The sequence below is a fragment of the Pontibacter sp. CAU 1760 genome, from assembly GCF_054482735.1.
In genome coordinates, this window is the sequence record NZ_JBTLRL010000005.1 from 173,465 (window position 1) to 200,420 (window position 26,956).

Below are 26,956 nucleotides of genomic sequence, written 5' to 3' on the forward strand. Positions count from 1 at the left end.
TTATCACCGCAGCCTGTACCTATGACACAGGCTGCAGCAAGGCTGAATAATAACTGTTTCATTACGTGCCGATCTTTACTACTAATTAGCAACTGCCTTTGCCGTTTTGTTTGACGGAGATCCCTGCAGGTGTTTGGTAAAAAACGATGTCAGCTTATCAAAAGGGATTGTATCGAGCCTGTCGTACAAATCGGTGTGGACTGCACCCGGAATAAGCATCAGCTCTTTTGGCTCCGCTGCGGCCTTGTAGGCATCCTCGCTGAAATAGCGGGAGTGTGCATTTTCACCTGCAATCAGCAGCACCGGTCTTGGCGCTATTTCTTTAACGTATGTCAGGAGTGGCATATTCATAAAAGACAAGGTGTTCGTTGCTGACCAGGCGGCATTGGAATTGATTGACCTCGGGTGAAAGCCTCTTTCAGTTTTGTAATAATCGTAATACTCTTTCACGAACTGGGGTGATTTTTCGTTGGTCTGCCCTAATCCATTTTCAGGGTATTTTGGCGTTCCTGCCTTTGCATCTTCCCAACGCTGCAAGCTCATTTCTGTCAACATCTTCGTTCGTTGCTCCGGCGTCAGCGATCCAAAATAACCTTCAGCGTTCACCCGTGACATGTCGTACATGCTGGTGGTAGCAACCGCTTTTACCCGCTTATCAACGGCAGTAGCATTAAGTGCAAAGCCGGCCCAACCGCAAATGCCGATGATGCCGATGCGTTCTCTGTCTACACTTTTCTGTAATCCTAAAAAGTCGACAGCTGCGCTGAAATCCTCCGTGTTGATGTCGGGTGATGCCACATTTCTTGGTTCACCACCACTTTCGCCGGTATAAGAAGGGTCAAAGGCGAGCGCAACAAAACCTCGCTCTGCCATTTGGTTGGCATACAGTCCTGATGATTGCTCTTTTACCGCTCCAAAAGGTCCGCTAATGGCAAGTGCCGCTAAAGGCTGCTTCCCACTGCTTTTTGGCAAATACAAGTCGCCTGCCAATGTAATTCCATAACGGTTCTTGAATGTTACGACCTGTCTTGTCACCTTGTCGCTTAGCTTAAAGGTGTAGTGTTCTGTTTGCGCTGCGTTATTCATGACTTCTTTCTTTTGCTTTGTTTGAGAAAAGACATGCCCTATCAGTAAAAAGGACAAAGCCGTTATGAGTGTTATCTTCTTCATTGGGCTAGTTATTTATGAGTACTCAATTGTTTTGAGTGTTTTTGCAGGCACGCCGCCAACAACCGTATTTGCAGGAACATCTTTGGAAACAACAGCACCTGCTGCTACTACAGCATTTTCTCCAACAGTTACACCAGGAAGTATCGTTGCACCCGCACCAATCCAAGCCCCTTTCCTGATGTGAATAGGTCCGGGAACAAGGGAGGCTCTTTCATGAGGGGAAATGGGATGGCCTTCTGAGAGTAGGCTGACTTTTGGAGCAATCAGTACATTGTCCTCGATTGTGATTCCGCCCAAGTCCAGGAACACACAATCAAAATTGATAAAGACATTTTTGCCAATCGTGGTGTTCTTGCCATAGTTAATGTACAAAGGCGTGAACACGGTGACGCTCTCATCAATTTGAGAGCCCGTAATTTGGCTTAGCAGGTCTCTGATTTCTGCCGGATCAAAAGAGTTGTTTAGTTGAATCAACAACTTCTTGGTAGAGAATGAAGCCTCCCGAAGTTGATACGCTTTGGGGTCATGCGCAGCAATTGTTTCTCCACTACGCAGGCGTTCAAATATGCTTTTGTTGTTTGGGTTTGATACCATAGCGTAAAGGTCCTACATTACGGCCCCAACTCATAAAGACTATCAAACCAATCATTAAGAATTTCAAACTTTCTTCGCTCTTAGCGATTTGGGATTTGTGCCCGTTAGTTTTTTGAAGAAGTTGTTAAAGTAAGTGGCGTATTCAAAACCCAGTGCGTAGGCAATGTCGGCAATGTTCCAGGATGTATGCTGAAGCAGCGCCTTGGCTTCGCTCACAATGCGCTCGGTGATGTGGGTGGTGGTAGACTTCCCTGTTACTTCTTTGATTGCACGGTTGAGGTAGTTGACATGCACATGCAGCGCAGCCGCATAGTCCTGGGCTGTTTTCAGTTGCAGCGGCCGGTCGATGCTCTCAATAGGAAACTGCCTCTCCAGGAGCTCCAGGAACACGGAGGTAAGGCGGGACGCAGCATTCTGGTGCTGCTGATGGCTTTCTGAAGGCTGAAGTTTGAGAGCTTCATGAATGATCAGGTTGATGTAATTGCGGATAAGGTCATCTTTATAAGCATAGTCGCTCTTCTGCTCTTCAATCATTCGCTGAAAAATGGAATTGAGAAACAACCGTTGCCCTTCATCGATGTTTAAAACCGGTGTACCGCCTATTTTAAACAAGGGAGAGTTTTGCAGGCTTTCCGAACGGTCCGATGCGCTAAAAAAGTCTTCGGAGAAAAGAACCGTATAGCCAACATAGGTAGTGGAAATAGTCTCCCAGGAATAAGGGATGTGCGGATTGCCGAAAAACAAAATCGTGCCTTCCTGCTCAAAACTTCTATCCGCATAATGGATTTTACTTTTCCCTGTGGTCAGGCATATTTTGTAGAAATCCTTTCGGCTATACGTCTTTGTAGCGCTGCCATCTGCTTCTATTTGAAACACATTAAAGCCTTTCAACTTTAATTCGTTGTTGAACGCTGAAACCTGTCGCATATTTTTACTATCCATACAGTAAAGTTAAGAAAATCAAAACAGGAACTGTTACAACGTAGCTTTCTATCAGCGCGTATTGGTTACGAACAACGATAAGGCTGTAAAATGTATAAAGCAGCTACCAATAATTAGAGAGAAATGGTCCTTTTTTCTCATCAACTGGCTGTGGAAGTTCCCACTATCATTGAAACCAGCAGAATCGCAGGAAGACCATTTTTCATTATTGTTATATTCCGCAACGTTCTCGTGCATAGTACGGGCAAGGCGTAGCCGCAGCCTGAACTGTGAACTTTGTTGTATGGTGATATTTTTCACACATTCGTTTCTACAGAGCCTTAGCTACTTTTTCTTTTGATAGTTTCTTGATGGTGCTGTCCTTGTCAAAGCTCCAAATCACCAAGGTGTTTCCTTTTGCGATATATTCTTCAGGATGTGCTTTGGTTGGTTTGCCCACACTACCCCAAAGTAGGCCAGGTATAAAAGCATTATCAGTCATATCTTTATCAAAGATGAAGTAGAGCACAGTGCCTTTGTCACCTTTCTTCTCATAAGATTGATAACCTTTCTCAACCACGTCTCCCAACATCATAGAATACATTTCTGGGCTCTTATAGAAGAGTGCTGCTTGGGTAGATTTGCAGAGTATATTTTCACTCCTTATGTAGTCTTCAGAAACTTCCTCTTCGGTTAGCTTTAAAGGTTCTATTCCTTGAGCAAAGGAAATTGTTACTATTAGTGTCAAAAGGAAGGTGAGTGTAAACAGTTTTCTCATTTCTCTTTTTTATAATTTTATTACCGTATAATGCCTTTGCAATGGTGCATTTAAGCACTGTAGTTGTTGTGTGCAGGTTTTATTCTTTCTATTCTGTAGGTGGCAACTCCATCTTTATCTACTAGAGAGTTGGAGTTAATCATGTAATCCTGTTTCAACTCTTTTATACCCTTGGTTCCTGTCTTCTCCAAATTGTCTAACCAATGTAAATCGTCTACACAGGCACCTTCAATTAAAGCACCTTTCATATTTACATGTTCATAGTAGCAACATTGGAAACTGGCTTTTCTCAAATCTGCTTTTTCAAAATTCGTATTTATTAGATCAGTATCTGTAAAAAAAGCGCCTTTACAATTTGTATGGGATAAGTCAGTATTTTCTAGGATAGCAGAAGTAAAATAGACCTTTTGTAAATTTGAAGCTGTTAATTTAACATTCTTTAAGTTGCTCCTAATAAATGAACCACTTTTGATATTTGCGAAGACTAGAATAGAGTCTGTAAGGTCATAGTCTGATAGATCTGCATTCTTTAGATAAGCCTTTGAAAGAAAAAAACGGCGTTGTCTTAATTCATATAATCTTTTAAGTCTAGCAAGTATTTTTACTTTAGCTTCATCGCTTTCCCAACCTAATAAGTCCTGTATTTCTTCATTATAACGAGAACGACTTTCCCTTCTATTTCTTAGGAAATCAAATACAGTAATTAAGATACCGAATACAAATAAATCGAAGATCAATCCATGTGCTTCTACTAGTATATCATGTTTGCTGAATTCTGTATCCAACTTATCTAAGAATATAATTATAATCAGACTTAGAAAGGAGAGAATACTGAAGAAAAGAATAACATTATACTGCGGTAATTCGTGTTTAATCCAGTACTTTAAGCTCAGATTTTTCATTATTAGTTGATAAAGAGACTGGGACTTATTTCATTCAGATGCAGTACAACGGACTTGCCTATAATGTGGCTTAGCTATATTATAGGCGTGGTTAGGCTAAGTATTACTCTTACAATATGAGAAATAAAACACCTGCTCCTATCAAAGCCTGGGGTACAAACCCTATAGTGAATATCAATAAACTTTGAAATAAAAGCCGTTATCAGGCTGTGGTGAATCAGTTAGTCCAATAAACCCCTCCCGCCGATAGTGGTCATTGATGTCATCATTGGTTACAACTGTCTTGAACGAAGCATTATCACAGCCATCGCTGCCGCTCCTGCCTTTGCTCGCCACGGTCAGAATTCCTAAACCGTATATTCCTTTCTTCTTGGGAATAAACGCTATTTTAAGCAGGTATCTGTCAGCTAATTCTTGATATATAAACTGCTGGACACCATCAGGTCTTGGTATTTCACGAGAGTTGTATATCTGCCCACCCAAAGAGACATAGTCAAAGCTGAAAACCGCATCTGTGGCAAATTCCTGATTGGGAACTAACTCAATTACAGATAAGCTGCCGTTTATGTTTGCGTTCGAGTAATCGACAACATCCTGTGAACCGTTAGGTCTAAGCCTTTTCTCGAATTCAGAAACAAGGTAGAGCGTATCACCTACCTGTATGCTGTCCTGCTCAGGAGAGAAGTGAGCTGTAATCTGAAAATTGTATAGTGGAAGCCCGTTGATACAGGGATTTGGGCAACCAGTTAAGGTTAGTGCTGCCGCAAAGGAAAGCAGGTACAGTAGTTTTGTTTTCATATAAGGGTAGTGTTTCTATGGTTTGGTTTCTATGGTTCTGTAACTCTTATTCAGCCTAACTACCTCGAAAGCGTAAACATACGCTTATCTGCACTATGTATGGAGGTGGTTTCGCCTGCCTGATGATTGTTTTGAAACATTTGCTTTATTCCTAATACCCATCCGTGTGTAAACCCTAATCTTACATCAAGATAAGAAAGTATTACCTAATACCTTTATCTTATTGATGGTATATATTATCTATTCCACTGCCTCTTCGGCTGTTACTTCCGGTTATACCGTCGGCGGGCTTCCTGTATCTCACCGAGGTTAACAGTAGCCCAGTCAGCCAGCCGCAGGAGTTGCTGCAACAGGCTTTGGCCCAGCTCAGTGAGGCGGTACTCCACCCTTGGCGGGATTTCGGGGTATACCGTGCGGCTCACCAGGCCATCTTCTTCCAAAGAGCGTAGCGTCACTGTGAGCATGCGCTGCGAGATGCCCGTGATCAGGTGCTTGAGTTCGTTAAAACGCAGGCGCTCCTCCTGCCCCAACTTTAGGATGGCATACATCGACCACTTGTCGCCGAAGCGGGCCAGAATGTCTTTTACCGGGCAACACGCCTCTGCCTCCGGCAGCTGCTTGGGCCCTGTTTGCATTTTTTTCTGCGCCTTAACGCGCTGATCCTCACGAATAGTTACTGCCATGTTCCTTACGATATTTGGTGTGCCTACTTGACTGGCCTGAAATTTAGGAATAATTTTGAGTTACTAAAAGTAACCTAGTACTGAAACAATACCATTATTTTATCTGTTCTGTTGCCATGAATAATATTTTAGACGCACTGGAGTGGCGCTACGCCTCCAAACGCATGAACGGCCAACGCGTGCCTGCCGAAAAACTAGAGAACATCCTCGAGGCCATCCGCCTGGCCCCCTCTTCGATGGGCCTGCAGCCCTACTCTGTCCTCGTGATCGAGGATGCGGAGTTGCGCAAGCAGATTCAGCCGGTTGCCATGAACCAGCCGCAGATCGTGGAGAGCTCGCACCTGCTGGTTTTCGCTGCCTGGGATAACATCACGCCTGCCCATATCGACGAGTACATCAACGAGATGGCCACGGTGCGCAAGATGCCGGTAGAGCAACTCAACGACTTTAAGCAAACGCTGCTGCAGATTGCCGAGAAGAACACCCCTGAGGAGAACTTTGCATGGGCTGCCAAGCAAACCTACATTGGCCTGGGCACCGCCCTGGTGGCCGCCGCCGCCGAGAAGGTGGACACCACCCCCATGGAAGGCTTTGATGCCGCCGCTCTGGACGAGTTGCTGAACCTGAAGGAAAGAGGCCTGCGCAGCGTCACCATGCTGCCGCTTGGCTTCCGCGATGTGGAGAACGACTGGCTTGCCCCGCTTCCGAAAGTGAGGAGAGACAAGAGCAAGTTCTTTGTGCAGCTGTAACACCAAGTACACCAGCCGGCCATATCCTCTGTGTGGCCGGCGGTTTTATTTAAATTTGAATGATGACAAAGCAGAAAATCAAAATAGACATTGTTTCGGACATTAACTGCCCTTGGTGCTACGTAGGGGAGCGTCGCCTGAAAAAGGCCATGGACGCAGTGGCTGACAACTACGCGTTCGACCTGAGTTTTAAAGCCTTTGAGTTGAACGCCAACGTGCCCGCCGACGGCATGACGCGGCAGGAGTACTTCAAGAAGAACTACGGGGAGGCTTTTCTGCCGCAGGTAAGCGTGATGGACGAGCGCCTGACAAACGATGGTGCCGCCGAGGGCATCACGTTTAACTTCGGCGATGACATGCCCATCCACAACACCTTTAACGGGCACCGGCTGATCTGGCTGGCTGGCCAGTATGGCGTGCAGGTGACAGTGGCGCAAGCCCTGTTCAAGAGCTACTTCACCGACAACGAGAACATGAACAACCCCGCCGTGCTGACCCGCATTGGTGTGGAGCAGGGCATCCCGGCTGAGAGGCTGGCAGGCTTCTTTGAAAGCGAGGCAGGGAAGCAGGAAGTACGTGAGATGGAGCAGTTCGCCCAGTCCGCAGGCATTACCAGCGTGCCCTCCTTCATCATCAACGACCAGTACCTGGTGCGCGGCGCCCAACCTGCCGACACCTTCCTGAGCGTGTTCCAGCAAATTACCCCGGCACCTGCCCTGCAGGACCTTACCGGCGAGGGGGCCAGCTGCGGCGTAGATGGCTGCTGATTTTTCCTATAGTCTATATATACCTGCGTCCCTTGCCCTACTTTAGCGCAAGGGGCGTTTTTTTTTAGCTGTTTTTGTTTCCTTAATGTGAACTTGGAAATCTACACGGATCATATTATGAAAAACAGTTTTCCACAGTTTCAAGCACTGCTCTTTGTATGATTAAAGCAATATTATTTCCAGTTTTTCTGGGAGACGCCTTGTAGGTATTGCGGTGCCGCACGCAGTGAGGCAGCCCGCAGCGGAGCGAGGGCAGCTTTAACTACACAGCGCCGAGCGGAAAAACGCGCCCCAGCGGGCGTGGAGCGGAAAAACAGCTATAGGACGATATCGCTAAAACTTGCAGCAAGCTTCTGTGATTGTTAACGTTTATTTAGTGCCTCGCTTTCAGCAGCCCCTCCAGGTCAGTGGTATAGCAGGCGGAGGTATGCTCGTTCCTGAGTTTCCAGGGGGCCTCCTCCTCGCCTTGCACGGCATACTTCAGCGCCTGGTGCCCGAAACGGTTCCGCAGAGTATCCAGGGTGCTCATGAGTTGGCTGTGCTTCTCGTCGTTTTGCTGGCTGAATAGGTCTAGCTGCACCTGGGTGGCCGGCACCAGGTCGTTTAAAATGATGCCCACTTTCACGTAGCGTTTGCCGGGCCTGAACATCTCTTTCAGCAGGTGCAGAGCGTGGCGCACCAACTCCAGCTCGTTGTAGGTGGGCTTGCTGAGTTGCATGGTGCGGCTGTTGCAGTATACCTGCTCGGTTACGGCAAAGCGGTTGGTCATCAGAAACACCGTCAGGCTGGTGGCGCAGCTCTCCTGCCGGCGTAGCTTAGTGGCGCAGCGCACGGTATGCGTCGAGAGGGCTTCTTCAATGTCTTTCAGCTCGGTAAGGGGCCTGCCGAACGAGCGGGAGGTGCAGATGTTCTTTTTAGCGGGCGCCTCCAGTTCCAGTTCCTGGCAGGGCTTGCCGCGCAGTTCCAGCAAGGTGCGCAGCCCCGTTACGGCCATGTGCTGCTTCACCCAGCCCGCCTGCATCCGGCTCAGGTCCCAGGCTGTGTGCACGTTCAGTTGCTGCAGCCGCTTGGCGTGCTGTCGCCCAATGCCCCATACATCGCCCACCTCGGTATGCCGCAGCGCCTGGCTTATCTCGGCCTCGCTTTGCAGCGTCAGGACCCCATCGGCACCGGCGTATTTTTTGGCCAGCTTGTTGGCTACCTTGGCCAGCGTTTTGGTGCCGGCTATCCCCACCGACACCGGGATGCCCGTCCACTGCAGCACCGTTTGCCGGATCTGCTGGCCATAGGCCTGCTCTTCCTCCGGCTTCAGGTGGCTCAGGTCCAGGAAACACTCGTCGATGGAGTAAATCTCCAGGTTAGGCGTAAACTGCGCCAGCGTGTTGGCCACGCGCCGCGACATGTCGCCATATAGCTCATAGTTGGAACTGAACACCTCCACCCCCTCTTTCTTTATCAGGCTTTTCACCTCAAAATAAGGCGTGCCCATCTTAATGCCCAGGGCCTTCGCCTCGTTGGAGCGCGCGATCACGCAGCCGTCGTTGTTGCTGAGCACCACCACGGGCCTGCCGTTCAGCTCGGGCCGGAACACCCGCTCGCACGAAGCATAAAAGCTGTTGCAGTCTACCAGGGCAAATCGTGTCGTCTTCATCCGCAGCTATACCTTTTTCACCACGCCTACCACCACGCCCCAGATCATACCCATGTCCGGCTCGCTCACTTTCAGGCTGCTGTAGTTTGGGTTCTCCGGCTCCAGGTAAGCCCCGTCGGGCTTCAGCATCAGGCGCTTGATGGTGAACTCACCGGCTACAAAGGCCAGTACAATGCGGCCGCTGCTCGGTTTCACGGAACGGTCTATCACCACCAAGTCCCCCGGCTCAATGTGTGCCCCGATCATCGAATCGCCCTCTACGCGGGCCAGAAAAGTGGAGGTCGGGTTTTTGGTGATGTAGGCGTTCAGGTCGATGGGCTCCGCCTCATAGTCTGCTGCCGGACTCGGAAAACCGGCACGAACCGCCGACGAAAACAACGACAGGTGGTGCGCCGTCATGTGCTGCAATTGCATCACCTCGGGGTGCGCTATCAATGTAACTTCTGCTTCCATACCGCTATTTTACGAATAAAATTAGTATTGGCTATATTTTATGCTAAATAATTTAGTATTTTAATTTTTGGAGGATGCCTGTTTCGTGAACCCTCGCGCTATTTTCGTAAAATTGCCCGGAGTGAAACACCTCGCACAAAGCAGGGTATAGCAAAGGGTACAATAGTTAGAGCAAGCATGAAAAAGCGTGTAGTGGTACTGTCGGGTGCCGGCATCAGTGCCGAAAGTGGCATCGCGACCTTCCGTGACGCCAACGGCCTTTGGGAAGGGCACGATGTGATGGCGGTGGCCTCGCCGCAGGGCTGGCGCAAAGACCCGGATTTGGTGCTTGAGTTTTACAACCAGCGCCGGAAAAACGCCCACGGCGCGCAGCCCAACGCCGGGCATCTGGCCCTGGCCGACCTGGAGAAGGACTTTGACGTGCGCATCATCACCCAGAACGTAGACGACCTGCACGAGCGCGCGGGCAGCAGCCACGTGGTGCACCTGCACGGCAAGCTGTTCGAGAGCCGTAGCACCCTGGACCCCTCGCTGGTATACCCCATGAACGGGTGGGAGCTGAACAAAGGTGACAAATGCGAACGCGGCTCACAGCTTCGGCCCAACATTGTGTGGTTCGGGGAGCCCGTGCTGCTGATGGAGCAGGCCATGGAAGAAGCCATGCAGGCCGACATCTTTTTGGTAGTGGGCACTTCGCTGGTGGTATACCCAGCCGCTGGCCTGGTGGACTACGTGCCGGAGCATGTGCCCGTGCTGGTGGTAGACCCCAGCCAGCCTGCTGTGTGCCACCGCCCCAACCTGCATCGCTTCGAGGAGAAAGCCAGCACTGGCATGCTGAAGGTGGCGCAGCTTCTGCGTGAGCAGTATTGCTGACACCTGCCAGGCAGCCCGCCATACCCTCCCCTTGCTTCAGTGGCTGGGCATTGGGAAGTGACAAACTTGGGCTTGTAGCGCGCCTCCCCTATCTTGCCGGAAATTAGAAGCCTGTGAGCATACAATACATACTTGAGATACTGGGCACCGTAGTGTTTGCCATGTCGGGGGCGTTGGCCGTGAGCGAGAAAGACAGCGAGCAGGATTGGTTCGGTGCTGGGTTCACGGGCTTTGTAACGGCGATTGGCGGGGGCAGCCTCCGCGACATCATGCTGGGCAGTTACCCGCTGGTGTGGGTGCAGGACATCACGCTGCTGTATACCATCATCGCGGCCATTGTGTGCACCGGGCTGTTTTATAAATTCCTCATCCGGCTGCGTCGCACCTTCCTGCTTTTCGACACGCTGGGCATTTCGCTCTTTACGATTGTGGGCACCGAAAAGGCCCTGAGCCTGGGGGTAAGCCCTGAGATTGCGGCCATCATGGGCATGTTTTCGGCGGTGATGGGCGGCGTGATCCGCGATATCCTCACCAACGAAATCCCCGTACTGTTTAGGAAAGAGGTATACGCCAGTGCCTGCCTGATGGGCGCTACGTTTTACCTCGGCATGGAGCAACTGCACATCGAGCGAAACACCAATTTCATCGTCTCGGTGCTGCTCATCATCCTCATCCGCCTGGTCGCCCTGAAGTATAACCTAAGCTTGCCGAAGTTCAACAGGCTCCGGCAATAAGTAAACCGCTTACACACCAATACCTATGGACGCAAAATACAGGATACTGCATACGCCTGACACCTGGAGCCTCACGGTGCTGCGGGTGATGCTGGGCCTTGTGATTTTGCCGCACGGAGCACAGAAGCTACTGGGTTGGTTTGGCGGTGGCGGTCCGGCGGCGTTTCTGGTAGGTTTTGAGAACATGACAGGGCTTCCCGGCTTTCTGGGTTGGCTCGTCATCCTCATCGAGTTTGTCGGCTCTATTTGCCTCATCTTTGGCTTCTGGACGCGTATCTGGGCCTTTAGCATGCTCTGCCTCTTCATTGGCATCATCCTGACGGTGCACCTGCCCAACGGCTTTTTCATGAACTGGAGCGGCAAGCTGAGTGGTGAAGGGTATGAGTTTCATTTGCTTGTGATCGGGATGGCCTGGGCCCTGACGGTTGGCGGTGGCGGTGCCCTGAGCCTGGACCGCAGCATGATGGGTGCCGAAAGAAACTTTTAACGGAAAAAGCCCCCGAACAAAAACGGAGACCGTTCCTGCCCGAGGGCTGTATAGTTAGGTATAAAACTGAACGCTTAGTCTTCCGCTTCCTCGCCTTTCGCCACGATATCCCCTTCCGTAAACAGTATGATCTTCATCATCTCGCGCCAGGCCGGTTTCTTGCGCAACAGAAACTCCAGGTCCATACCGAAGTGCTTAAACTCCTCGTTCTGCGCGTTCTGCATAATGGCTTTCGCTTCCGCGTCTTTCTCCACCGCTATCCGCTGCTCATACCAACTGATGGCCTCGGCTTCCTCAATCAGCCCCGTGATCATGCGGGCAAAGGTGCGGGTGCTGTCGGATAACTCGTGTGCGGGTTCGTGGTATTGGTCTGTTGGCATATGTTGATTTGGTTTAAATGGAAATATATTTTATACCCTATCCTAACGCTGCACAAGATGTTTGGTTGAGCCCCACATCCTCCTAGGGACAGGTCGAGGCCTGTCCGCGCGTAAACCTTCCAATGCAATGACAAGCTATAAGCACCGGCAACCGTATTATCCCGGACAATTAAATCGGATATACCTTTTTGTCCGCATACCAGCCTTAAATGAACGCAATGCAACACTGAACTGCCGTGTTGTTGCATTTTAATCCTGCCCATCTTTAAATCCTGTAAATCCTGATGCTGACAGTTTTGCTCGGGAACGATTCGGACAGGTCGCGACCTGTCCCTACGAGGAGGTATGAAAAACCCAACCTATATTTTATACCACAACTGCCCCTGCTCGATTTGCAGCGCCGACGGGATGTTGTTGTGGTATAATTGCCCGGTGCCTAGGCCCTGCGGCATCGTAATATTGTAATTGGCCGTGAACTGGCTGATGGCGTTCAGGCCGATGTTGGATTCAAGGGCCGAAGTATTCCACCAACCGATGTTGCGGGCTTCGGCCAGTTCTATCCACTCAGCGCTGGCAGCCAGGCCGCCTACAAGGGTAGGTTTCAGGATGATGTACTGGGGTTTGATGGCCTCCAGCAATTGCACCTTTTCCACCGACTCCTGCACCCCGATCAGTTCCTCGTCCAAGGCGATGGGCACGGGGGTATAGGCACAGAGTTGCGCCATGGCCTCGTGCTGCCCCTGCTTTATCGGCTGCTCGATGGAGTGGAGGTCGTAGCGGGCCAGGCGCTCCAGTTTTTTGAAGGCCTCCTGCGGAGCGAAAGCGCCGTTGGCGTCCACGCGCACCGTCAGTTCCTGCACACTGGCCACCTCCCGGATGCTTTGCAGGATGGCCAGTTCCTGCACAAAATCCAAGCCGCCAATCTTCAATTTCAGGCAGCTATACCCCTCCTGCAGCTTCTTCTCTATTTGCTCCTGCATAAACCGGCTGTTGCCCATCCAGATAAGGCCGTTGATGGGTATACCCGCCTCACCCCGCCTAAAGGCATTGTCATAGATTTGCCGCTGGCCGCCCTGCTGCAAATCGAGCAGCGCGGTTTCAAGGGCAAAGCGCAAGGCCGGCCACTCCTGTAGTTGCAAACTTTCGGGCAACGTGCCGTTGGCCTCCAGGTCTACCTGCTCTTCATTCACCTGCTGTGCCACCTGCTGCAGTTTCTCTTCCAGGTCAGGCCGGTCGTCGATGCTGAGGCCGGCCAGCGGGGCGCACTCGCCTATCCCTACCACTTCCGGGGCATCGGTGTGCCACAGGTTAACGAAATAGACCTTATGCTCGGAAATGGCACCGCGCGAGGTACGGGCATCAAACTTAAATTGTAGAGTATGGGGGGTATAGCGTAGCTGCAGGGCCATGTTATTTAGCATTGAATTTGGTGACAAGATAAACCATAACGGACAATTCTGACGTAAATGAAAACCGAGTATAGACATCCCTTGCTAGACGTTGTCTGAAAATAGGACACTATACCGCCATCATTAGCCGAACAATTGTCATGATTGCCGGGAAATATGCCACGATGTACGAAACTACAGTAAAACGGCTTAACCCCAGGCACCTGTTTTTGTGCTGATTTTATATCCTTTACGAACCCTCAAACAAGGAATACCTATGAACGCCCCCCTTACTGCCCCTGCCACCCAGGATGCCCTGCAGCAATACGCGCACATCCGCGCCCACACCGAAGCCATTTGCAAGCCCCTGGAGCCAGAGGACACCGTGGTACAACCCATCGTGGACGTGAGTCCGCCGAAGTGGCACATGGCCCATACCAGCTGGTTTTTCGAGACGTTTTTGCTGCAGCCGCACTTGCCAGGGTATAAGGTGTTTCATGAGCAATACAGCTACCTGTTCAACTCTTACTACAACAGCGTGGGCAGCCGCGTGCAGCGCGACCAGCGCAGCACCCTCACCCGTCCGCCGCTGCGCGACATTTATACCTACCGCCAACACGTAGACGAGCACATGCAGCAGCTCTTCCAGCGCCTCGACGAGGACAAGTTAGCCGAACTGCTGCCCCTGATCCAACTGGGCCTGCAGCATGAGCAGCAGCACCAGGAACTGCTCGTAACTGACATTAAATACATTCTGAGTACCAACCCCATGTTGCCGTTGTATAAACCGCAGCAGAAAGAAGAGACCACCCAGGCTACCAAAGCCGAGTTTATACCCATTCCGGGCGGCGTGTATACCATCGGCTTCCAGGGCGAGGGCTTTAGCTTTGACAATGAGCTGGGCGTGCACGACGTGCTGCTGGACGACTTCCAGATCATGAACCGCCTCGTAACTAACGGCGAGTACCTGGCGTTTATGCAGGATGGCGGCTACCAAGATTTCAGGCATTGGCTGGATGAGGGCTTCGCTATGGTAAACGCCCAAAACCTGGAGGCGCCGCTTTACTGGGTGAAGCAGGAAGACGGCTGGCACCGCTTTACCATGCACGGGCTGGAGAAAGTGAACCTGAATGCCCCTGTGTGCCACATCAGCTTTTACGAGGCTGATGCCTACGCCAACTGGGCTGGCAAGCGCCTGCTCACCGAGTTTGAGTGGGAAGCAGCCAGCCAGGTATACCCGCCCAAAGGAGGAAACTTCGTGGAAAGCGGGCTGCTGGAGCCTCGTCCCGCCGACCCAACCGTTAGCGGATTGCAGCAACTATACGGCAATGTATGGGAATGGACCTATAGCGCTTATCACCCCTACCCTGGCTTTACCAAGGCACCGGGCGCCATCGGTGAGTACAACGGCAAGTTTATGCTAAATCAGATGGTGCTGCGCGGCGGCTCCTGTGCCACTTCCGAGAGCCATATCCGTACTACTTACCGAAACTTCTTTCACCCTGACAAACGCTGGCAATACAACGGCATCCGGCTGGCGCAAAAATAGAACCTATGGACCTGACCACGACACTTGCACCCATGATAGATTTAAGCCGCAAAAAGGACGGCACCAATGATACCGAAACCTTCGCAGCCGATGTGGCCGCGGGCCTAAGCGCCAGCCTAAAGTCGCTCCCCTCCCGCTACTTTTACGATGCCACCGGCAGCAGGCTTTTCCAGGAAATTATGGCGCTGCCCGAGTACTACCTCACCCGCTGCGAGTTTGAGGTATTGACCGAGAACCGGGAAGAGATTGTGCGGCAGTTTGCGCAAAGCGGTTTCTTCCACCTGATCGACCTCGGGGCTGGCGATGCCCTGAAAACAAAAATCCTCCTGCGGGAGCTTGCCCAGCAGCAAAACGCCTTCGATTATGTGCCTGTGGACATTTCCGGGGATGCCATGCGCCAGCTCAGCGACAGCCTGCAGCAGGAAATGCCCTCCGTGAACGTGCAGGCTGTAGTGGGCGAGTATTTTAAGGCCTTGGAATGGCTGCAGCAAAACAAGCCCGAGCGCAAGATTGTGCTGTTCCTGGGGTCCAACATCGGCAACTTCAAAAACGACGAGAGCATCAGCTTCCTCAAAAGCATCCGCAGCAACCTAAGCCCCGGCGACAAGCTGCTGATGGGCGTGGACCTGCGCAAAGACCCCGACACCATTTTGAAGGCTTACAACGATGCCTCCGGCGTAACGGCCGCGTTCAACATGAACCTGCTGCGCCGGATTAACTCAGAATTGGGCGGTGACTTTGATATGGATGCGTTCATGCATTACCCCATTTATAACCCGCATGAGGGCGTGATGCGCAGCTTTATCGTCAGCAAAAAAACGCAGGACGTGCATATTCGCGCCACAGGCCAGACCTTTCATTTCGATGCCTGGGAAGCAATCCATACCGAGAACTCACACAAATATTCGCTGAAGCAAGTTGAAGAGTTGGGCAAAACCTGTGGCTTCCGCATCGAAACGGTTTTCCAGGATGCCGAGTGCCGATACGCCGATGTGCTGTTTACCGTAGATTAAAGAGTCGTGGGTGTAAATACCTGCCCTGCTCCCAAGAAGAGAATTTCAGCACGAGTAAAACTTCCGCTGGCGCGGATTTGCAATCCGTGCCTTCTTATAAAATCGAGTCTGTGACTCGACTGGTCCCGAAAGCAAAAAGCACTTCCCCACCCGGAGAGTGCTTTTTGCTTTACACCGCTATACCCCGTACATTCAACTATTACACACTTTTACCCACACGCCCCTACCCTATGACACTAATCTCCCTAGCCTCCGGCGCCAGCTACTTCCGAAGCCCCGCCCCAGCCATCGATGCCGCCATTGCCGCCCTGCACGAGGGAAAAACGGCCTACGGACCCACCGAGGGAACACCGGAACTACGCCAGGCGATCGCCGATCATAACAATAAAAACGGGCTGCACATAAGGCCGGAGCAGGTGCTGGTAACCCCTGGCAGCAAGCAGGCGCTGTTCAACCTGTTCACAGTGCTGCTGCGCCCCGGCGACGAAGTGGTGGTGCCAACCCCGGCCTGGTTCGGTTTTCAGGACCTGATGAAGTACAGCAAGAGCATGCTGGTGCCCCTCGAGACAAACCAAGCCGAAGGCTATGCCCTGACGCCCGAGGCGCTGCGCAAGACTCTGACCGACCGCAGCCGTATACTCATACTAACAAACCCCGGCAACCCGACCGGTCGCACCTATACCAAAGCCGAGCTGGAAGCATTGCTGGAGGTGACAAATGAACTTCCGAATCTATACCTGATCTCTGATGAAATATATGACCGTGTTACTTACGATGGCTCTTTTACTCCTCTCCTTTCCTGCCAAGGGGCAAAAGAAGACCGGACCTTCCTCATAAACGGCTTCTCCAAATCGTTTGCTATGTCGGGCTGGCGCCTCGGTTATATGGTAGGTCCGGAAGAGATCATCAAAAAATGCACAGACTTTCAGGGGATCACTTATGCGGGCGTGAGCGTTTTTTTGCAGGATGCCGCACAGGCGACACTGGAGCAGGAAGCGCAGCTAATGCCTGAAATGCTGAAGGCGCTGGCGCAAAACCGCGAACTGATGCAGCAGGGTTTGGATGCCATACCCCATGTAAGCTATTTCCTGCCAAACGGAGCCTATTATTTCTTCCCCGACTTCAGTTATTACCTCCACCAAAACACGCCATCCGGCGAGGCACTCCATACCACCGAAGCCCTCTGCCGCTACCTCCGTGAAAGCCACGGCGTAGAGCTCGTGCCAGGCGATTCGTTTGGTGCTCCTGGCCATGTGCGCATGTCTTTTGCCATCGAGCAGGAGAAACTGCAAGAAGCCATGCAGCGGCTAAAGCGTGGATTGGAAGCGCTGCGTAACCATTGATGCAGTTCAAAGACAGTATAAACTTTCACGCCCTCGCTCGCCTCTGGCGAGTGTGCGCTATAGCTTGGCCTCTGGCCGCGTTTAAAATGTGAAAGGTGTAAGTGGCGGAACGCCACCGGAAATCTCACACTCGCCAGAGGCGAGCGAGGGCTAAACAATTTCTTTTAAACCCGCCAAGAAAAATAACGTTTAAACTTTTTAATTAACCAATCACTTGTATCTTTGTCCTGATGAAAATCACAAACAACGCATACGCCTATTATTACTATCGCCGCAACAGCAGTTTCGGAATGGGATGCGTTTGTTTGATGTAATGTAGCTAGCAAACAACGATACAAAAGCCTGATTCCGGAACCGGAGTCAGGCTTTTTTTATGTCCATACCTCAAATAAAACCCATACTACCATGAATCACGCAACACAAGACACAACTATTCTAAAAAGACAAATACCTACCCTGCAGAACATGCAGCAGGTTTACCAAAACTATACGCCCGAAGACCAGGAGGTATGGCAAGTACTCTTCTCGAGGCAAATGCAGGAACTCCCGAAGCAGGCATCCAAAGCGTTTATGGAAGGCTTGGGCGTAGTGGAGTTTAAAGAGGCTGGCATCCCCAACTTCGAGGAAGTGAACGCTATTCTGCGCAACGTAAATGGCTGGGAAGTAGTGGCCGTAGAGGGCATCGTGGACGATAAGGTCTTCTTCGGGCTGCTATCCGACAAGAAGTTTCCGGCCACCACATGGCTGCGCAAAATGAGTGAGTTGGACTACCTGGAGGAGCCGGATATGTTTCATGATGTGTTCGGACACGTACCGCTGTTGAGCAATTCCGCCGTTACGCAATTCTTACAGGCGCTGAGCCAGATCGGCTACCAGCACGCCGATAACCCGGTGGCCATCGAACTCCTGTCCCGCATCTATTGGTTCACGATAGAGTTTGGCCTGATCCGGGAAAACAACGAACTGCGCATCTACGGTGCCGGCATTTTGAGTTCCGTCGGCGAAACGCGCTTCAGCCTGAGCGATGCCCCGCAGCACTTCGCTTACAATGTCGATCAGATTCTAGACACCCCCTACCGGAAAGACACGTTCCAGGACAGGTATTTTGTGATTGACTCGTACGAGCAACTCTTAGGTTCGATTGAGGAGATACGAACGAAGCTGGAGGAGAGATTAGCTGTTAGTCCAGTTATATAAGCTGAGTTAGCCACTACCCACATAGTAAATTATATACTTTTGCAATACACATAACACTTATACCAGTCAGTTAGTAGCTGACTGGTATTTTTTTAACCTGCGTTACAAGTAGGAATTATAGCTGTCTGATGTATATTGCGCTATACATAGTGTAATTCGGAAAAGTTCTTCCATGTAATCTCCCACTATGTTGCTATGTTAGGGCCAAAAACAGTAGCTCTCATTAAATTTTCTGCTAGTTCAATCTACTTAAATGGAAACAATTAACTTTGAAAAAAAGCTTAATGAAATAAGCCAAATCTTAAGAGACCTAGAAAAGCTTAAAAAAGATATCATCTTCATCTCTGATCAAGAGTCTGAATACTTTGTAAATGCAGTCGAAAATTCTGACTTCTTATATAGAGTTTATCGAAATTCAATTAAGCTATTTGTAATCGACGTTTGCAAATTGTTACATCCTAATGAACATTTCAGTTTAGCGAAAACCCTTGCCTTTGCTATTACAGAGAGAAGGAGAATTTGCTGGCATAGAGAAACTTCAATAGAGCAACTAGAAACTTTAAAAGAAAAAGTTAATAACTTAAATAAAGAACAACTTGAAAGTTTTAAAACATTACGGGATAAGTATTACGCTCATAATGATAAAGCGAAGCATGAGCACGAAAGCAAAGTAACATTATCAAACTGCTGGAAAACCTTAATCATTCTACAGGATATTTATAATGAATTGAGTTTAAGATTCTCTAATTGTCAAATTGCCTTTGAAAGTTGTGGAAGAACGCCAAATGAGATTATTGCCGTGTCACGATTCCGCGAAATTGCAACATTTATTTCAAATGAGAGGCGGAAATCACCTAATATTGGGAAACTTGAAAACATTAGAGATATAATATTAGGGAAGAGGCCGATAGGCAATAATATCTAAGCCATTATGATAGTTACTGAACAAGCATATTTATCAGTACTATTCAGCAAGCATCACGGTGCAAGCAAGCTGAAATACCCTGATACACCTCTTCTTCTTAAGCCGCCGCACGCTTTAGCCTACAGCACTTCTTATACTTCTCGCCGCTGCCGCAGGGGCACATTTCGTTGCGGCGCACCCGCTTGCCGTAGGGGTTCAGCAGTTTCTTAAAGTCGATGCGGAAGCGGCGTTTGATGTTTTTCTGATGGAAGATTTTGGTGAGCAGGGTATAAAGCTCCGGGTGCTTCTCGGCTAGTTGGTCTGGTTTTTCGAAAAAGTACTCTGTAACCACGGCAAAAAACTCAGCCTCGCTTGTGGCTCCGTAAGGGTTGATGTCAGAATCGCCTTTCTTGATTTTCTTAATGCTGCGGTACATCAGTTCCTGCCACGGCTGCACCAGCTCTTCGGGCAGATAAGCCTCCGGCACCCCGTCAATCTCGCCGTCGGCCTGGTCTAGCATGTGCGCAAACTCATGGATGCCGACGTTCTTGCGGTCGGCCATGTCGTTAAAGCCACGCTCCAGGGCAGGCTTGGACAACGTAACGTAGTGTGAGTTCTGGAAAGGGTTCACGCGGCCCAGCACCTCCGACACCGCCTCGCTCTTTTCGTCCTTGTACCGCTTGATGCTTCCCGGAAACACCAGCACCTCGCCCAGGTTCTGGTACTCCCAGTCCCGGAAGCCGAAAATGGGAATGATGGCGCTTGCCCCTACCAGGATTTTGGTTACATCGTCTACCACCACGTCAATACCCGTAATGCGCTTCTCTGCCAGAAACAGTTGCAGCATTTTCTCGAAGCGCGCCTTGTCCTCATCGGTTCTTAGGGTATGATAAAAACCGACCCTGTCCTGCAGAATCTTGCGCCATGTGGCCGGGAATTCCTGCGTCAGCACCTTTTTGCGTTTGCGTGTTTTGCGGGTAGCCCAATGGTAAAAAAGCAGGCCCATGCCTGCTACCAGTGCAATAAAAACAATATATCCCATGGAGCACTTAAACGCACGAAAAATGGGAAAGATGCCTATATAACCAGCAAATTACAACCCCGGATATCCGAATTGTCGAAGCGGCCCAACACCTCAAAGCTGTTATCGTCATAAATCCGTCCAATATCCTTCGTTTCGATAAAGGCGCAGGAGTGCAGGTTGGCCAGGTCGATGACGTTGATGCCGCCTGAACGATGCTGCGGGCCCATGTCGAACGGGTCGTTCAGGTCGCGGAGAAGTACGCGCATGCTGTAACCGGGCAGGAAAATGCCTTCGCCTTGGGAGTAGCCCTGCGAGAGCAACTCCGTCATACCATACTCCGAGTGTACAGCCGCTACCCCAAACCCTGCCTTTAGCTGTGCGTGCAGTTCATCCCGGATCATCTCACGGCGGCGGCCCTTCATCCCCCCTGTTTCCATCACCGTCACGCCCGTAAAATCCTCCTGCCCCTGCAGTTCCTCTGCCAGGTCTAGCAGGGCGTAGGAAACACCAATCAAAAGTACCTTTTTACCGCGCTTCCGCGCCTGCCGCATCGCCTGCAACAGCTGGGCGTGGTTGCGCAGGTAAAAGCCATCTTCCTGCTGCCCGGTACGCTTTACGAAGTAGTCCACCATGGCCACCAGCGAGGAACCGCCCTGCTCCAGGTAAGACGGTAGCAACGCCAGCACCACAAAATTCTGCAAAGGGCCGTAAAAGGCCTCAAAGGTCCGCTCCGTAACATACTGGTATAAGGCCAGGTCAGCCACAAAATGGCGGCTTCGGGTTTGCTGCGTGGTGCCGCTGCTGTAAAAGGTCGCCTCCGGGTTAAAGTCATCGGTCTTGACTTCCTGCTCCTTAAAAAACCCAATAGGCAGAAACGGTATCTTCTCGAGCGCTTGGATAGAGGCGGGTTGAACACCCAGGTTCGTGAGGTAAGCGTTATACACCGCATTGTGCTGGGCTTGATACTGGAAAAGCGCCAGGGCAGCCGCCTCAAAATTAAAAGGCTCCGCTTGTAGCAACAATTTGGTGTGATGTTTGATAAAATCCATTGGATACAACAAATGCTATATTTCCTGCGTTTGATTTAGTAAATTTAGCTTCATTTTTTGACTTCCTACATGAGACACTTGCTAAAGTATAGCTTCGCCCTGGTTTTGCTGGCCCTGTTGGCGAGCAGTTGCCGCGAAGAGCCCAATTATCCGGATGAGCCGTCTATCTCGTTTGACCGGGTAGACCAGTTTACCTATACCAAAAATCGGATCACGTTTGACTCGCTGGTAGTGGTCGTGGACTTTCAGGACGGTGACGGTGACCTGGGGCTTCGCCGGAGCCCAAACGGCGACGGTGACCCTGATTTCAGGGCGCCTTTCGACCAGAGTTCTCAGTTTTTCAATAACTTCTTTGTGAATCTCCAAGTGAAGCGCGGTAACCGCTATGTGCCGTACCCCTTCGCCTCTGAGTTCCTTAACTTTAACGGCCGTTTTCCGCGCCTAGCCCGCGACGATAAAAACGAGGTGCTGGAAGGCGAGATCAAATACACGCTTACCAACTTTTCAAACGATATTTTTGACCCGCGCGATACTGTCCGCTTCGAGATTTTTATATACGACCGTGCCCTCCACAAAAGCAACGTCGTTTACTCCGATGATATCGTGCTCTTCCAGGGCCAGTAACAGCACATTATTTCCCATACGGTATAAAGCAGGAACCCCCGGCAGATCAGTTCTGCCGGGGGTTCCTGCTTTATACCGTATGGGGTTTTGTTTAGTAGATAGTAGGGTACGCTTCCGGGTTTACCTCGTGCATCATCTCATACACCATCTCGAACACGTCCTCCGTATTGGGCTTGGAGAAATAGTCTCCGTCAGAACCGTAAGGCGGGCGGTGCGCATGGGCAGATAAGCATGTCGGCTTCGAATCGAGCCAGCGGTAGGCGCCCTGGCCATCCACCACCTGTTGCATCATAAAGGCTGTGGCTCCACCCGGCACATCCTCATCGGCAAATAATACGCGGTTGGTCTTACGGATAGAGTCCGAAATCATATGGTCCACATCGAAAGGCAGCAAGGTCTGCACGTCAATTACCTCCGCCGATATCCCGAAAGCCTCCAATTGCTTGGCAGCGTCCAGCACAATGCGGCACATGGAGCCATAGGTCACAATCGTGATGTCGGTACCTGCTTTCAATACCTCGGGCTGGCCTAGCGGCAATGTAAACTCCCCGATATTGCTTGGCAGGCACTCTTTCAGACGGTAACCGTTCAGGCACTCGATTACCAGCGCCGGCTCGTCAGACTTCAGCAGGGCGTTGTAGAAGCCGGCTGCCTGCGTCATGTTGCGCGGCACCAGCACATGCATTCCCCGCAGGCTATTCAATATCATACCAATAGGAGAACCGGAATGCCAGATACCTTCCAGGCGGTGGCCACGGGTACGCACAATCAATGGCGCTTTCTGGCCACCCTTGGTGCGGTACTGTAATGTCGCCAGATCATCAGACAAAATCTGAATCGCATAGAGCAGGTAGTCCAGGTACTGAATCTCAGCGATAGGGCGCAGTCCACGCAAGGCGGCCCCTATCCCCTGTCCGATGATGGTACACTCGCGGATGCCGGTGTCTGTTACACGCAACTCACCGTATTTTTCCTGCAAGCCGGCGAAGGCCTGGTTCACATCCCCGATATAGCCGACGTCTTCACCAATAGCGAACACACGCGGGTCGCGGGCCAGCATGGCATCAAAGCAGGCCTGCAGCACTTCGCGGCCATCTACGGTAGGGCAGTTCTCATCAAAAATGGGTTTCACTTCCTCCACATTCAGCACAGACGCATCCGACTGGCTGAACAGGTATGAATTATACCGGTCAGCGTTCTCGCCCATAACCTGCTCTAACCAACCAATCAACTCGCGCTTGGCCTGGCTGCGCTCGGCACGCACAAAGCGCAGGGCTTTGCGCACCGCCCGAACCGCATCAGTACGGATGGGCGGGTCAACTTTGCGCAGTTCTTTGGCGAGGGCAGCCAATTGCGTGGCATGCTCGCTTTCAGCAGCCAGTTTATCCAGCAACCGAAGCGCCTCGTTATGATCGTGCTTTACCTCGTCCATCAGGGCTTTCCAGGCGGCACTACGGGCAACGCGCACCGCCTCTTTGGCTTCAGCCTCTATTTTGTCTATCTGCTCGACACTGGCGATACCGTTTTCAAGCAGCCACTCCCGCATTTTCTTCAGGCAGTCATACTCAGCTTCCCACGACAGACGCTCAGCGGGCTTGTAGCGCTCATGCGAGCCGGAGGTAGAGTGGCCTTGCGGCTGCGTAACTTCCTCCACATGAATCAGCACCGGCACATGCTGCTCGCGGCATACCCGTACGGCGGCTTCATAGGTTTCGCAAAGGGCAAGATAGTCCCAGCCCTTCACCTTGAAAATTTCATACCCCTGCTCGTCCTCGGCGTTGCGCTGGAACCCCGACAGGATCTCAGAAATGCTTCCTTTGGTTGTCTGGTACTCGGCTGGCACAGAAATGCCGTAGCCGTCGTCCCAAACCGAAACTAGCATCGGCACCTGCAACACCCCTGCCGCATTGATCGCCTCGAAAAACATCCCCTCAGAAGTAGAGGCATTGCCAATCGTACCGAAAGCCACCTCATTGCCATTGGCAGAGAACTGCTCCAGGTGCTGAAGCCCCGGGTTCTGGCGGTATAGTTTTGAGGCATAGGCCAACCCCACCAGGCGCGGCATCTGCCCAGCGGTAGGGGAGATATCCGCGCTTGAGTTTTTGATCTCCATCAGGTTCTTCCAGTTCCCCTCCTCATCCAGCGAGCGGGTACCGAAGTGGCCGTTCATGGCGCGGCCCGCCGTGGAAGGGTCTGCCTCCACATCGGTATGGGCGTAAAGCTGTGCAAAGTACTGCTGAAGCGTGAGCTCCCCGGCCGCGAACATAAAGGTTTGGTCGCGGTAGTAGCCTGAGCGAAAATCGCCTTTCAGGAAGAATTTGGCCATTGCCAGCTGCGCTACTTCTTTGCCGTCGCCGAAGATGCCGAACTTGGCCTTGCCCATGAACACTTCCTTGCGGCCGGTAAGGCTTGCCTGACGACTCTCCCACCCGATCCGGTAGTCATTCAGGATCTCTTCAGCTGTTAGTCTTTGAGTAATAGATGCTTCAGCAGTTTGCATGTTTTCTCGGTTTGGCTCGTAAGTTATATTACCCTTCAAAAGTACAGAAAAATACCCTATTTTCAAATTTGAGCGGGTTTAGCCGGAGTTGGCCACGCTCTTTTCTGAAAGAATTTGTATATTTGTTTTGCGCTGTACCCTACAGGGGAATGATTACTCACTTTTTGACAATTTAGTATATGAATAAAAGGCAATATTTATTTCTGTTGCTTTGCTTTTTGATTACCCTCGGGTCAGCCCGGGCCCAGGGGAAACTCAGCTTTGAAAAAGACACCCACGATTTCGGGCTAATCGCCGAAGGCACCCAAGCTACTTACGAGTTTAAGGTGAAGAATGTGGGCGATCAGCCGGTGATAATTGCCGACGTGCGCCCGGCCTGTGGCTGCACTACCCCTACCTGGACAAAAGAGGCTATTTTGCCTGGAAAAACTGGCTTGATATCTGCTGTATACAATAGTACCGGCCGGCCAGGCGCCTTCAACAAGGCCATTACCGTGAGCTCAAACGCCTTGGAAGCAGAGCAGGTATTGCACTTAAAAGGAGTTGTCGGACCAAAAGATTTAAAAACTAATTACACCCAGGAACAAAAGGCGATGTCGCCGCGTTTGGCAGTTGGAAGCACCAATTACAACTTCGGAAAACTTGAAAAAGGACAAAAAGTAATTGCTAAATTCCGGATAAAAAACACAGGCAGACAACCGCTTGTGATACAAGGCATAAAGTCTCCGTGCAACTGTATACAGTACCGCGTTTCGGAGAAATCTTTAAAACCAGGGCAGACGGCCCTTTTGGAACTAAGATACACGGCAGCGGTGTTAAACGAACAAAGCGAGCAGGTGACAGTTTTTTCAAATGATATTGTAGTGCCCACGCTTCGGCTAACGTTAAAAGCCAATGTTATAGAGCCGCAGGCACCTCAAAATATGTTAAGGGAAGGCAAATAACGGCCCCCTTAGAGATAGTTTTTTTCATAGTTTTATTTTGTACTAATGGCAGTGGTTCTATCACTGCCTTTTTTTATTTCCCCCCCCTTTACAACACAAGTTACCCGGCCAGATTTATGGCACCGGTAACCCCGCCAGTTACAGCACGTTGCTACACATTGATTTGCCTTGCCAGATGGTGTTTTATTTGAGAACAGAAGTGGTATCTTTGCGCCACGATCTAAAACACATAAACTAAAACTACTTTAACATAGAACCACATGATAATTGGTGTTCCGAAGGAAATAAAGAATAACGAAAACCGGGTGGGTGTAACGCCTGCCGGTGTCATTGAGTTGATTCGCAATGGCCACACGGTATATGTGCAGTCTACTGCGGGTGAGGGAAGCGGCTTTATGGATGATGATTACATCCGGGCGGGTGCGTCTCTCCTTCCGAGCATAGACGAAGTTTACGGCATCGCCGAGATGATCATCAAGGTAAAAGAGCCGATTGAGCAGGAATACAGCCTGATCCGCGAAGACCAGTTGCTCTTTACTTATTTCCACTTTGCCTCTTATGAGCCCCTTACCCATGCCATGATTGAGCGCAAGGCGGTTTGCCTTGCCTACGAAACAGTGGAGAAAACCGACAGAAGCCTGCCTTTGCTGGTGCCAATGTCGGAAGTAGCGGGCCGTATGGCCATCCAGGAAGGTGCTAAGTTCCTGGAGAAGCCGATGCAGGGCCGTGGTATTCTGTTAGGTGGCGTACCGGGTGTGCGTCCGGCCAAGGTATTGATTATCGGTGGTGGTGTAGTGGGTACCAACGCAGCGAAAATGGCTGCCGGTATGGGTGCCGATGTAACCATTATGGATAACAACCTGCAGCGCCTGCGTTACCTGGATGATATCATGCCAGCGAACGTGAACACCTTCATGTCCAACGAGTACAACATCCGTGAACTGTTGCCAACACACGACCTGATAGTGGGTGCCGTGCTGATACCAGGCGCCAAGGCTCCGCACCTGATCACGCGCGACATGCTGAAAGAGATGCGCCCGGGTACGGTGGTGGTAGACGTAGCGGTAGACCAGGGCGGTTGTATCGAAACGTGCAAGCCAACGACCCACGAAAACCCAACCTACATTATTGATGATGTGCTGCATTACTGCGTGGCTAACATGCCAGGTGCGGTGCCTTATACCTCTACACTGGCGCTTACCAACGCTACCTTACCATACGCCATCCAGTTAGCCAATAAAGGCTGGAAAAAAGCCTGTGCCGACAGCGATGAGTTGCTGAAAGGCCTGAACGTGGTACAGGGCAAAGTGGTATACCAGGGCGTTGCAGAAGCGTTCGGCCTTGAGTTTGTGCCGGCAGAAAACGTGCTCTAACCAGCAAATACAGCTTAACTTGCGGGCGCCTTTCTGACTTTGTTGGAAAGGCGCCCGTTTTTATACCATTTACCTCCTAGCTTTTTCTTTTGCCGATAGTACCTTCGT

At 50.8% G+C, this 26,956-nt stretch carries 27 protein-coding genes; 13 read left to right on the forward strand and 14 right to left on the reverse strand.

Going from position 1 to position 26,956, the window contains the following annotated elements; genetic code table 11:
- Positions 1–81: 81 nt before the first annotated feature.
- From ACXYMU_RS09125 to ACXYMU_RS09155, 7 genes are all read right to left on the reverse strand, one after another.
- Positions 82–1,170 (reverse strand): alpha/beta hydrolase, encoded by a 1,089-nt coding sequence (locus ACXYMU_RS09125; RefSeq protein ID WP_458986069.1) that lies wholly within the window; start codon positions 1,168–1,170, stop codon positions 82–84.
- Between the two features lie 12 nt (positions 1,171–1,182).
- Positions 1,183–1,764: a DapH/DapD/GlmU-related protein gene (locus ACXYMU_RS09130; RefSeq protein WP_458986070.1), complete on the reverse strand. Its 582-nt coding sequence runs from the start codon at positions 1,762–1,764 to the stop codon at positions 1,183–1,185.
- A 63-nt stretch (positions 1,765–1,827) separates the two neighbouring features.
- Positions 1,828–2,706 (reverse strand): helix-turn-helix domain-containing protein, encoded by an 879-nt coding sequence (locus tag ACXYMU_RS09135; RefSeq protein ID WP_458986071.1) that lies wholly within the window; start codon positions 2,704–2,706, stop codon positions 1,828–1,830.
- A 310-nt stretch (positions 2,707–3,016) separates the two neighbouring features.
- A complete protein-coding gene (locus ACXYMU_RS09140) occupies positions 3,017–3,463 on the reverse strand; it encodes a hypothetical protein (protein WP_458986072.1) in 447 nt (148 codons plus the stop codon).
- A 50-nt stretch (positions 3,464–3,513) separates the two neighbouring features.
- On the reverse strand, positions 3,514–4,248 hold the full coding sequence (locus ACXYMU_RS09145; protein ID WP_458986073.1) for a pentapeptide repeat-containing protein: 735 nt from the start codon (positions 4,246–4,248) through the stop codon (positions 3,514–3,516).
- 291 nt (positions 4,249–4,539) lie between these two features.
- Positions 4,540–5,163 (reverse strand): hypothetical protein, encoded by a 624-nt coding sequence (locus ACXYMU_RS09150; RefSeq protein ID WP_458986074.1) that lies wholly within the window; start codon positions 5,161–5,163, stop codon positions 4,540–4,542.
- A 263-nt stretch (positions 5,164–5,426) separates the two neighbouring features.
- Complete coding sequence (locus tag ACXYMU_RS09155; RefSeq protein ID WP_458986075.1) at positions 5,427–5,846, reverse strand: winged helix-turn-helix transcriptional regulator; 420 nt, start codon at positions 5,844–5,846, stop codon at positions 5,427–5,429.
- A 116-nt stretch (positions 5,847–5,962) separates the two neighbouring features.
- Between ACXYMU_RS09155 and ACXYMU_RS09160 the strand changes: the two genes are divergently transcribed.
- The gene (locus ACXYMU_RS09160) at positions 5,963–6,595 is read left to right on the forward strand and encodes an NAD(P)H-dependent oxidoreductase (RefSeq protein WP_458986076.1); all 633 of its coding nucleotides are present in this window, start codon (positions 5,963–5,965) and stop codon (positions 6,593–6,595) included.
- Positions 6,596–6,657: 62 nt separating this feature from the next.
- A complete protein-coding gene (locus ACXYMU_RS09165) occupies positions 6,658–7,362 on the forward strand; it encodes a DsbA family oxidoreductase (RefSeq protein ID WP_458986077.1) in 705 nt (234 codons plus the stop codon).
- Positions 7,363–7,735: 373 nt separating this feature from the next.
- Here ACXYMU_RS09165 and ACXYMU_RS09170 read toward each other — a convergent pair whose 3' ends face one another.
- On the reverse strand, positions 7,736–9,013 hold the full coding sequence (locus ACXYMU_RS09170; RefSeq protein ID WP_458986078.1) for a Y-family DNA polymerase: 1,278 nt from the start codon (positions 9,011–9,013) through the stop codon (positions 7,736–7,738).
- Positions 9,014–9,019: 6 nt separating this feature from the next.
- Complete coding sequence (locus ACXYMU_RS09175; RefSeq protein WP_458986079.1) at positions 9,020–9,466, reverse strand: LexA family protein; 447 nt, start codon at positions 9,464–9,466, stop codon at positions 9,020–9,022.
- 177 nt (positions 9,467–9,643) lie between these two features.
- On the opposite strand from ACXYMU_RS09175, the gene ACXYMU_RS09180 reads away from it, so the two are divergent.
- The 3 genes from ACXYMU_RS09180 to ACXYMU_RS09190 all read left to right on the forward strand — a co-directional run bounded on the left by ACXYMU_RS09180 (position 9,644) and on the right by ACXYMU_RS09190 (position 11,560).
- Positions 9,644–10,339, forward strand: a complete 696-nt coding sequence (locus ACXYMU_RS09180) for an SIR2 family NAD-dependent protein deacylase (RefSeq protein WP_458986080.1) — start codon at positions 9,644–9,646, stop codon at positions 10,337–10,339.
- Between the two features lie 113 nt (positions 10,340–10,452).
- Positions 10,453–11,073, forward strand: a complete 621-nt coding sequence (locus ACXYMU_RS09185; protein WP_458986081.1) for a trimeric intracellular cation channel family protein — start codon at positions 10,453–10,455, stop codon at positions 11,071–11,073.
- A 25-nt stretch (positions 11,074–11,098) separates the two neighbouring features.
- Complete coding sequence (locus ACXYMU_RS09190; RefSeq protein ID WP_458986082.1) at positions 11,099–11,560, forward strand: DoxX family protein; 462 nt, start codon at positions 11,099–11,101, stop codon at positions 11,558–11,560.
- A 74-nt stretch (positions 11,561–11,634) separates the two neighbouring features.
- On the opposite strand, the gene ACXYMU_RS09195 is transcribed toward ACXYMU_RS09190, so the two are convergent.
- Positions 11,635–11,940, reverse strand: a complete 306-nt coding sequence (locus tag ACXYMU_RS09195; protein ID WP_458986083.1) for a ferritin family protein — start codon at positions 11,938–11,940, stop codon at positions 11,635–11,637.
- Positions 11,941–12,299: 359 nt separating this feature from the next.
- The gene (locus tag ACXYMU_RS09200; protein ID WP_458986084.1) at positions 12,300–13,349 is read right to left on the reverse strand and encodes an o-succinylbenzoate synthase; all 1,050 of its coding nucleotides are present in this window, start codon (positions 13,347–13,349) and stop codon (positions 12,300–12,302) included.
- A 256-nt stretch (positions 13,350–13,605) separates the two neighbouring features.
- Here ACXYMU_RS09200 and egtB point away from each other — a divergent pair, with 256 nt between their 5' ends.
- From egtB to ACXYMU_RS09225, 5 genes are all read left to right on the forward strand, one after another.
- Complete coding sequence (gene egtB, locus ACXYMU_RS09205; RefSeq protein WP_458986085.1) at positions 13,606–14,877, forward strand: ergothioneine biosynthesis protein EgtB; 1,272 nt, start codon at positions 13,606–13,608, stop codon at positions 14,875–14,877.
- A 32-nt stretch (positions 14,878–14,909) separates the two neighbouring features.
- Complete coding sequence (egtD, locus tag ACXYMU_RS09210) at positions 14,910–15,890, forward strand: L-histidine N(alpha)-methyltransferase (protein WP_458986086.1); 981 nt, start codon at positions 14,910–14,912, stop codon at positions 15,888–15,890.
- A gap of 230 nt (positions 15,891–16,120) precedes the next feature.
- The gene (locus ACXYMU_RS09215; RefSeq protein WP_458986087.1) at positions 16,121–17,233 is read left to right on the forward strand and encodes a pyridoxal phosphate-dependent aminotransferase; all 1,113 of its coding nucleotides are present in this window, start codon (positions 16,121–16,123) and stop codon (positions 17,231–17,233) included.
- 405 nt (positions 17,234–17,638) lie between these two features.
- The gene (locus tag ACXYMU_RS09220) at positions 17,639–18,430 is read left to right on the forward strand and encodes a phenylalanine 4-monooxygenase (protein ID WP_458986088.1); all 792 of its coding nucleotides are present in this window, start codon (positions 17,639–17,641) and stop codon (positions 18,428–18,430) included.
- Between the two features lie 253 nt (positions 18,431–18,683).
- Positions 18,684–19,355 (forward strand): AbiU2 domain-containing protein, encoded by a 672-nt coding sequence (locus tag ACXYMU_RS09225; protein WP_458986089.1) that lies wholly within the window; start codon positions 18,684–18,686, stop codon positions 19,353–19,355.
- A gap of 97 nt (positions 19,356–19,452) precedes the next feature.
- On the opposite strand, the gene ACXYMU_RS09230 is transcribed toward ACXYMU_RS09225, so the two are convergent.
- Positions 19,453–20,376, reverse strand: coding sequence for a M90 family metallopeptidase (locus ACXYMU_RS09230; RefSeq protein ID WP_458986090.1), 924 nt, complete (start codon positions 20,374–20,376; stop codon positions 19,453–19,455).
- Positions 20,377–20,411: 35 nt separating this feature from the next.
- Positions 20,412–21,407, reverse strand: a complete 996-nt coding sequence (locus ACXYMU_RS09235; RefSeq protein WP_458986091.1) for an acyl transferase — start codon at positions 21,405–21,407, stop codon at positions 20,412–20,414.
- A gap of 69 nt (positions 21,408–21,476) precedes the next feature.
- On the opposite strand from ACXYMU_RS09235, the gene ACXYMU_RS09240 reads away from it, so the two are divergent.
- Entirely contained in the window at positions 21,477–22,031 is a 555-nt protein-coding gene (locus tag ACXYMU_RS09240; RefSeq protein WP_458986092.1) for a hypothetical protein, read from the forward strand.
- A 91-nt stretch (positions 22,032–22,122) separates the two neighbouring features.
- Here ACXYMU_RS09240 and ACXYMU_RS09245 read toward each other — a convergent pair whose 3' ends face one another.
- Positions 22,123–24,531, reverse strand: coding sequence for an alpha-ketoacid dehydrogenase subunit alpha/beta (locus tag ACXYMU_RS09245; RefSeq protein ID WP_458986093.1), 2,409 nt, complete (start codon positions 24,529–24,531; stop codon positions 22,123–22,125).
- 179 nt (positions 24,532–24,710) lie between these two features.
- Between ACXYMU_RS09245 and ACXYMU_RS09250 the strand changes: the two genes are divergently transcribed.
- On the forward strand, positions 24,711–25,475 hold the full coding sequence (locus ACXYMU_RS09250) for a DUF1573 domain-containing protein (protein WP_458986094.1): 765 nt from the start codon (positions 24,711–24,713) through the stop codon (positions 25,473–25,475).
- A 260-nt stretch (positions 25,476–25,735) separates the two neighbouring features.
- Positions 25,736–26,848, forward strand: a complete 1,113-nt coding sequence (ald, locus tag ACXYMU_RS09255) for an alanine dehydrogenase (RefSeq protein WP_458986095.1) — start codon at positions 25,736–25,738, stop codon at positions 26,846–26,848.
- Positions 26,849–26,956: the final 108 nt, after the last annotated feature.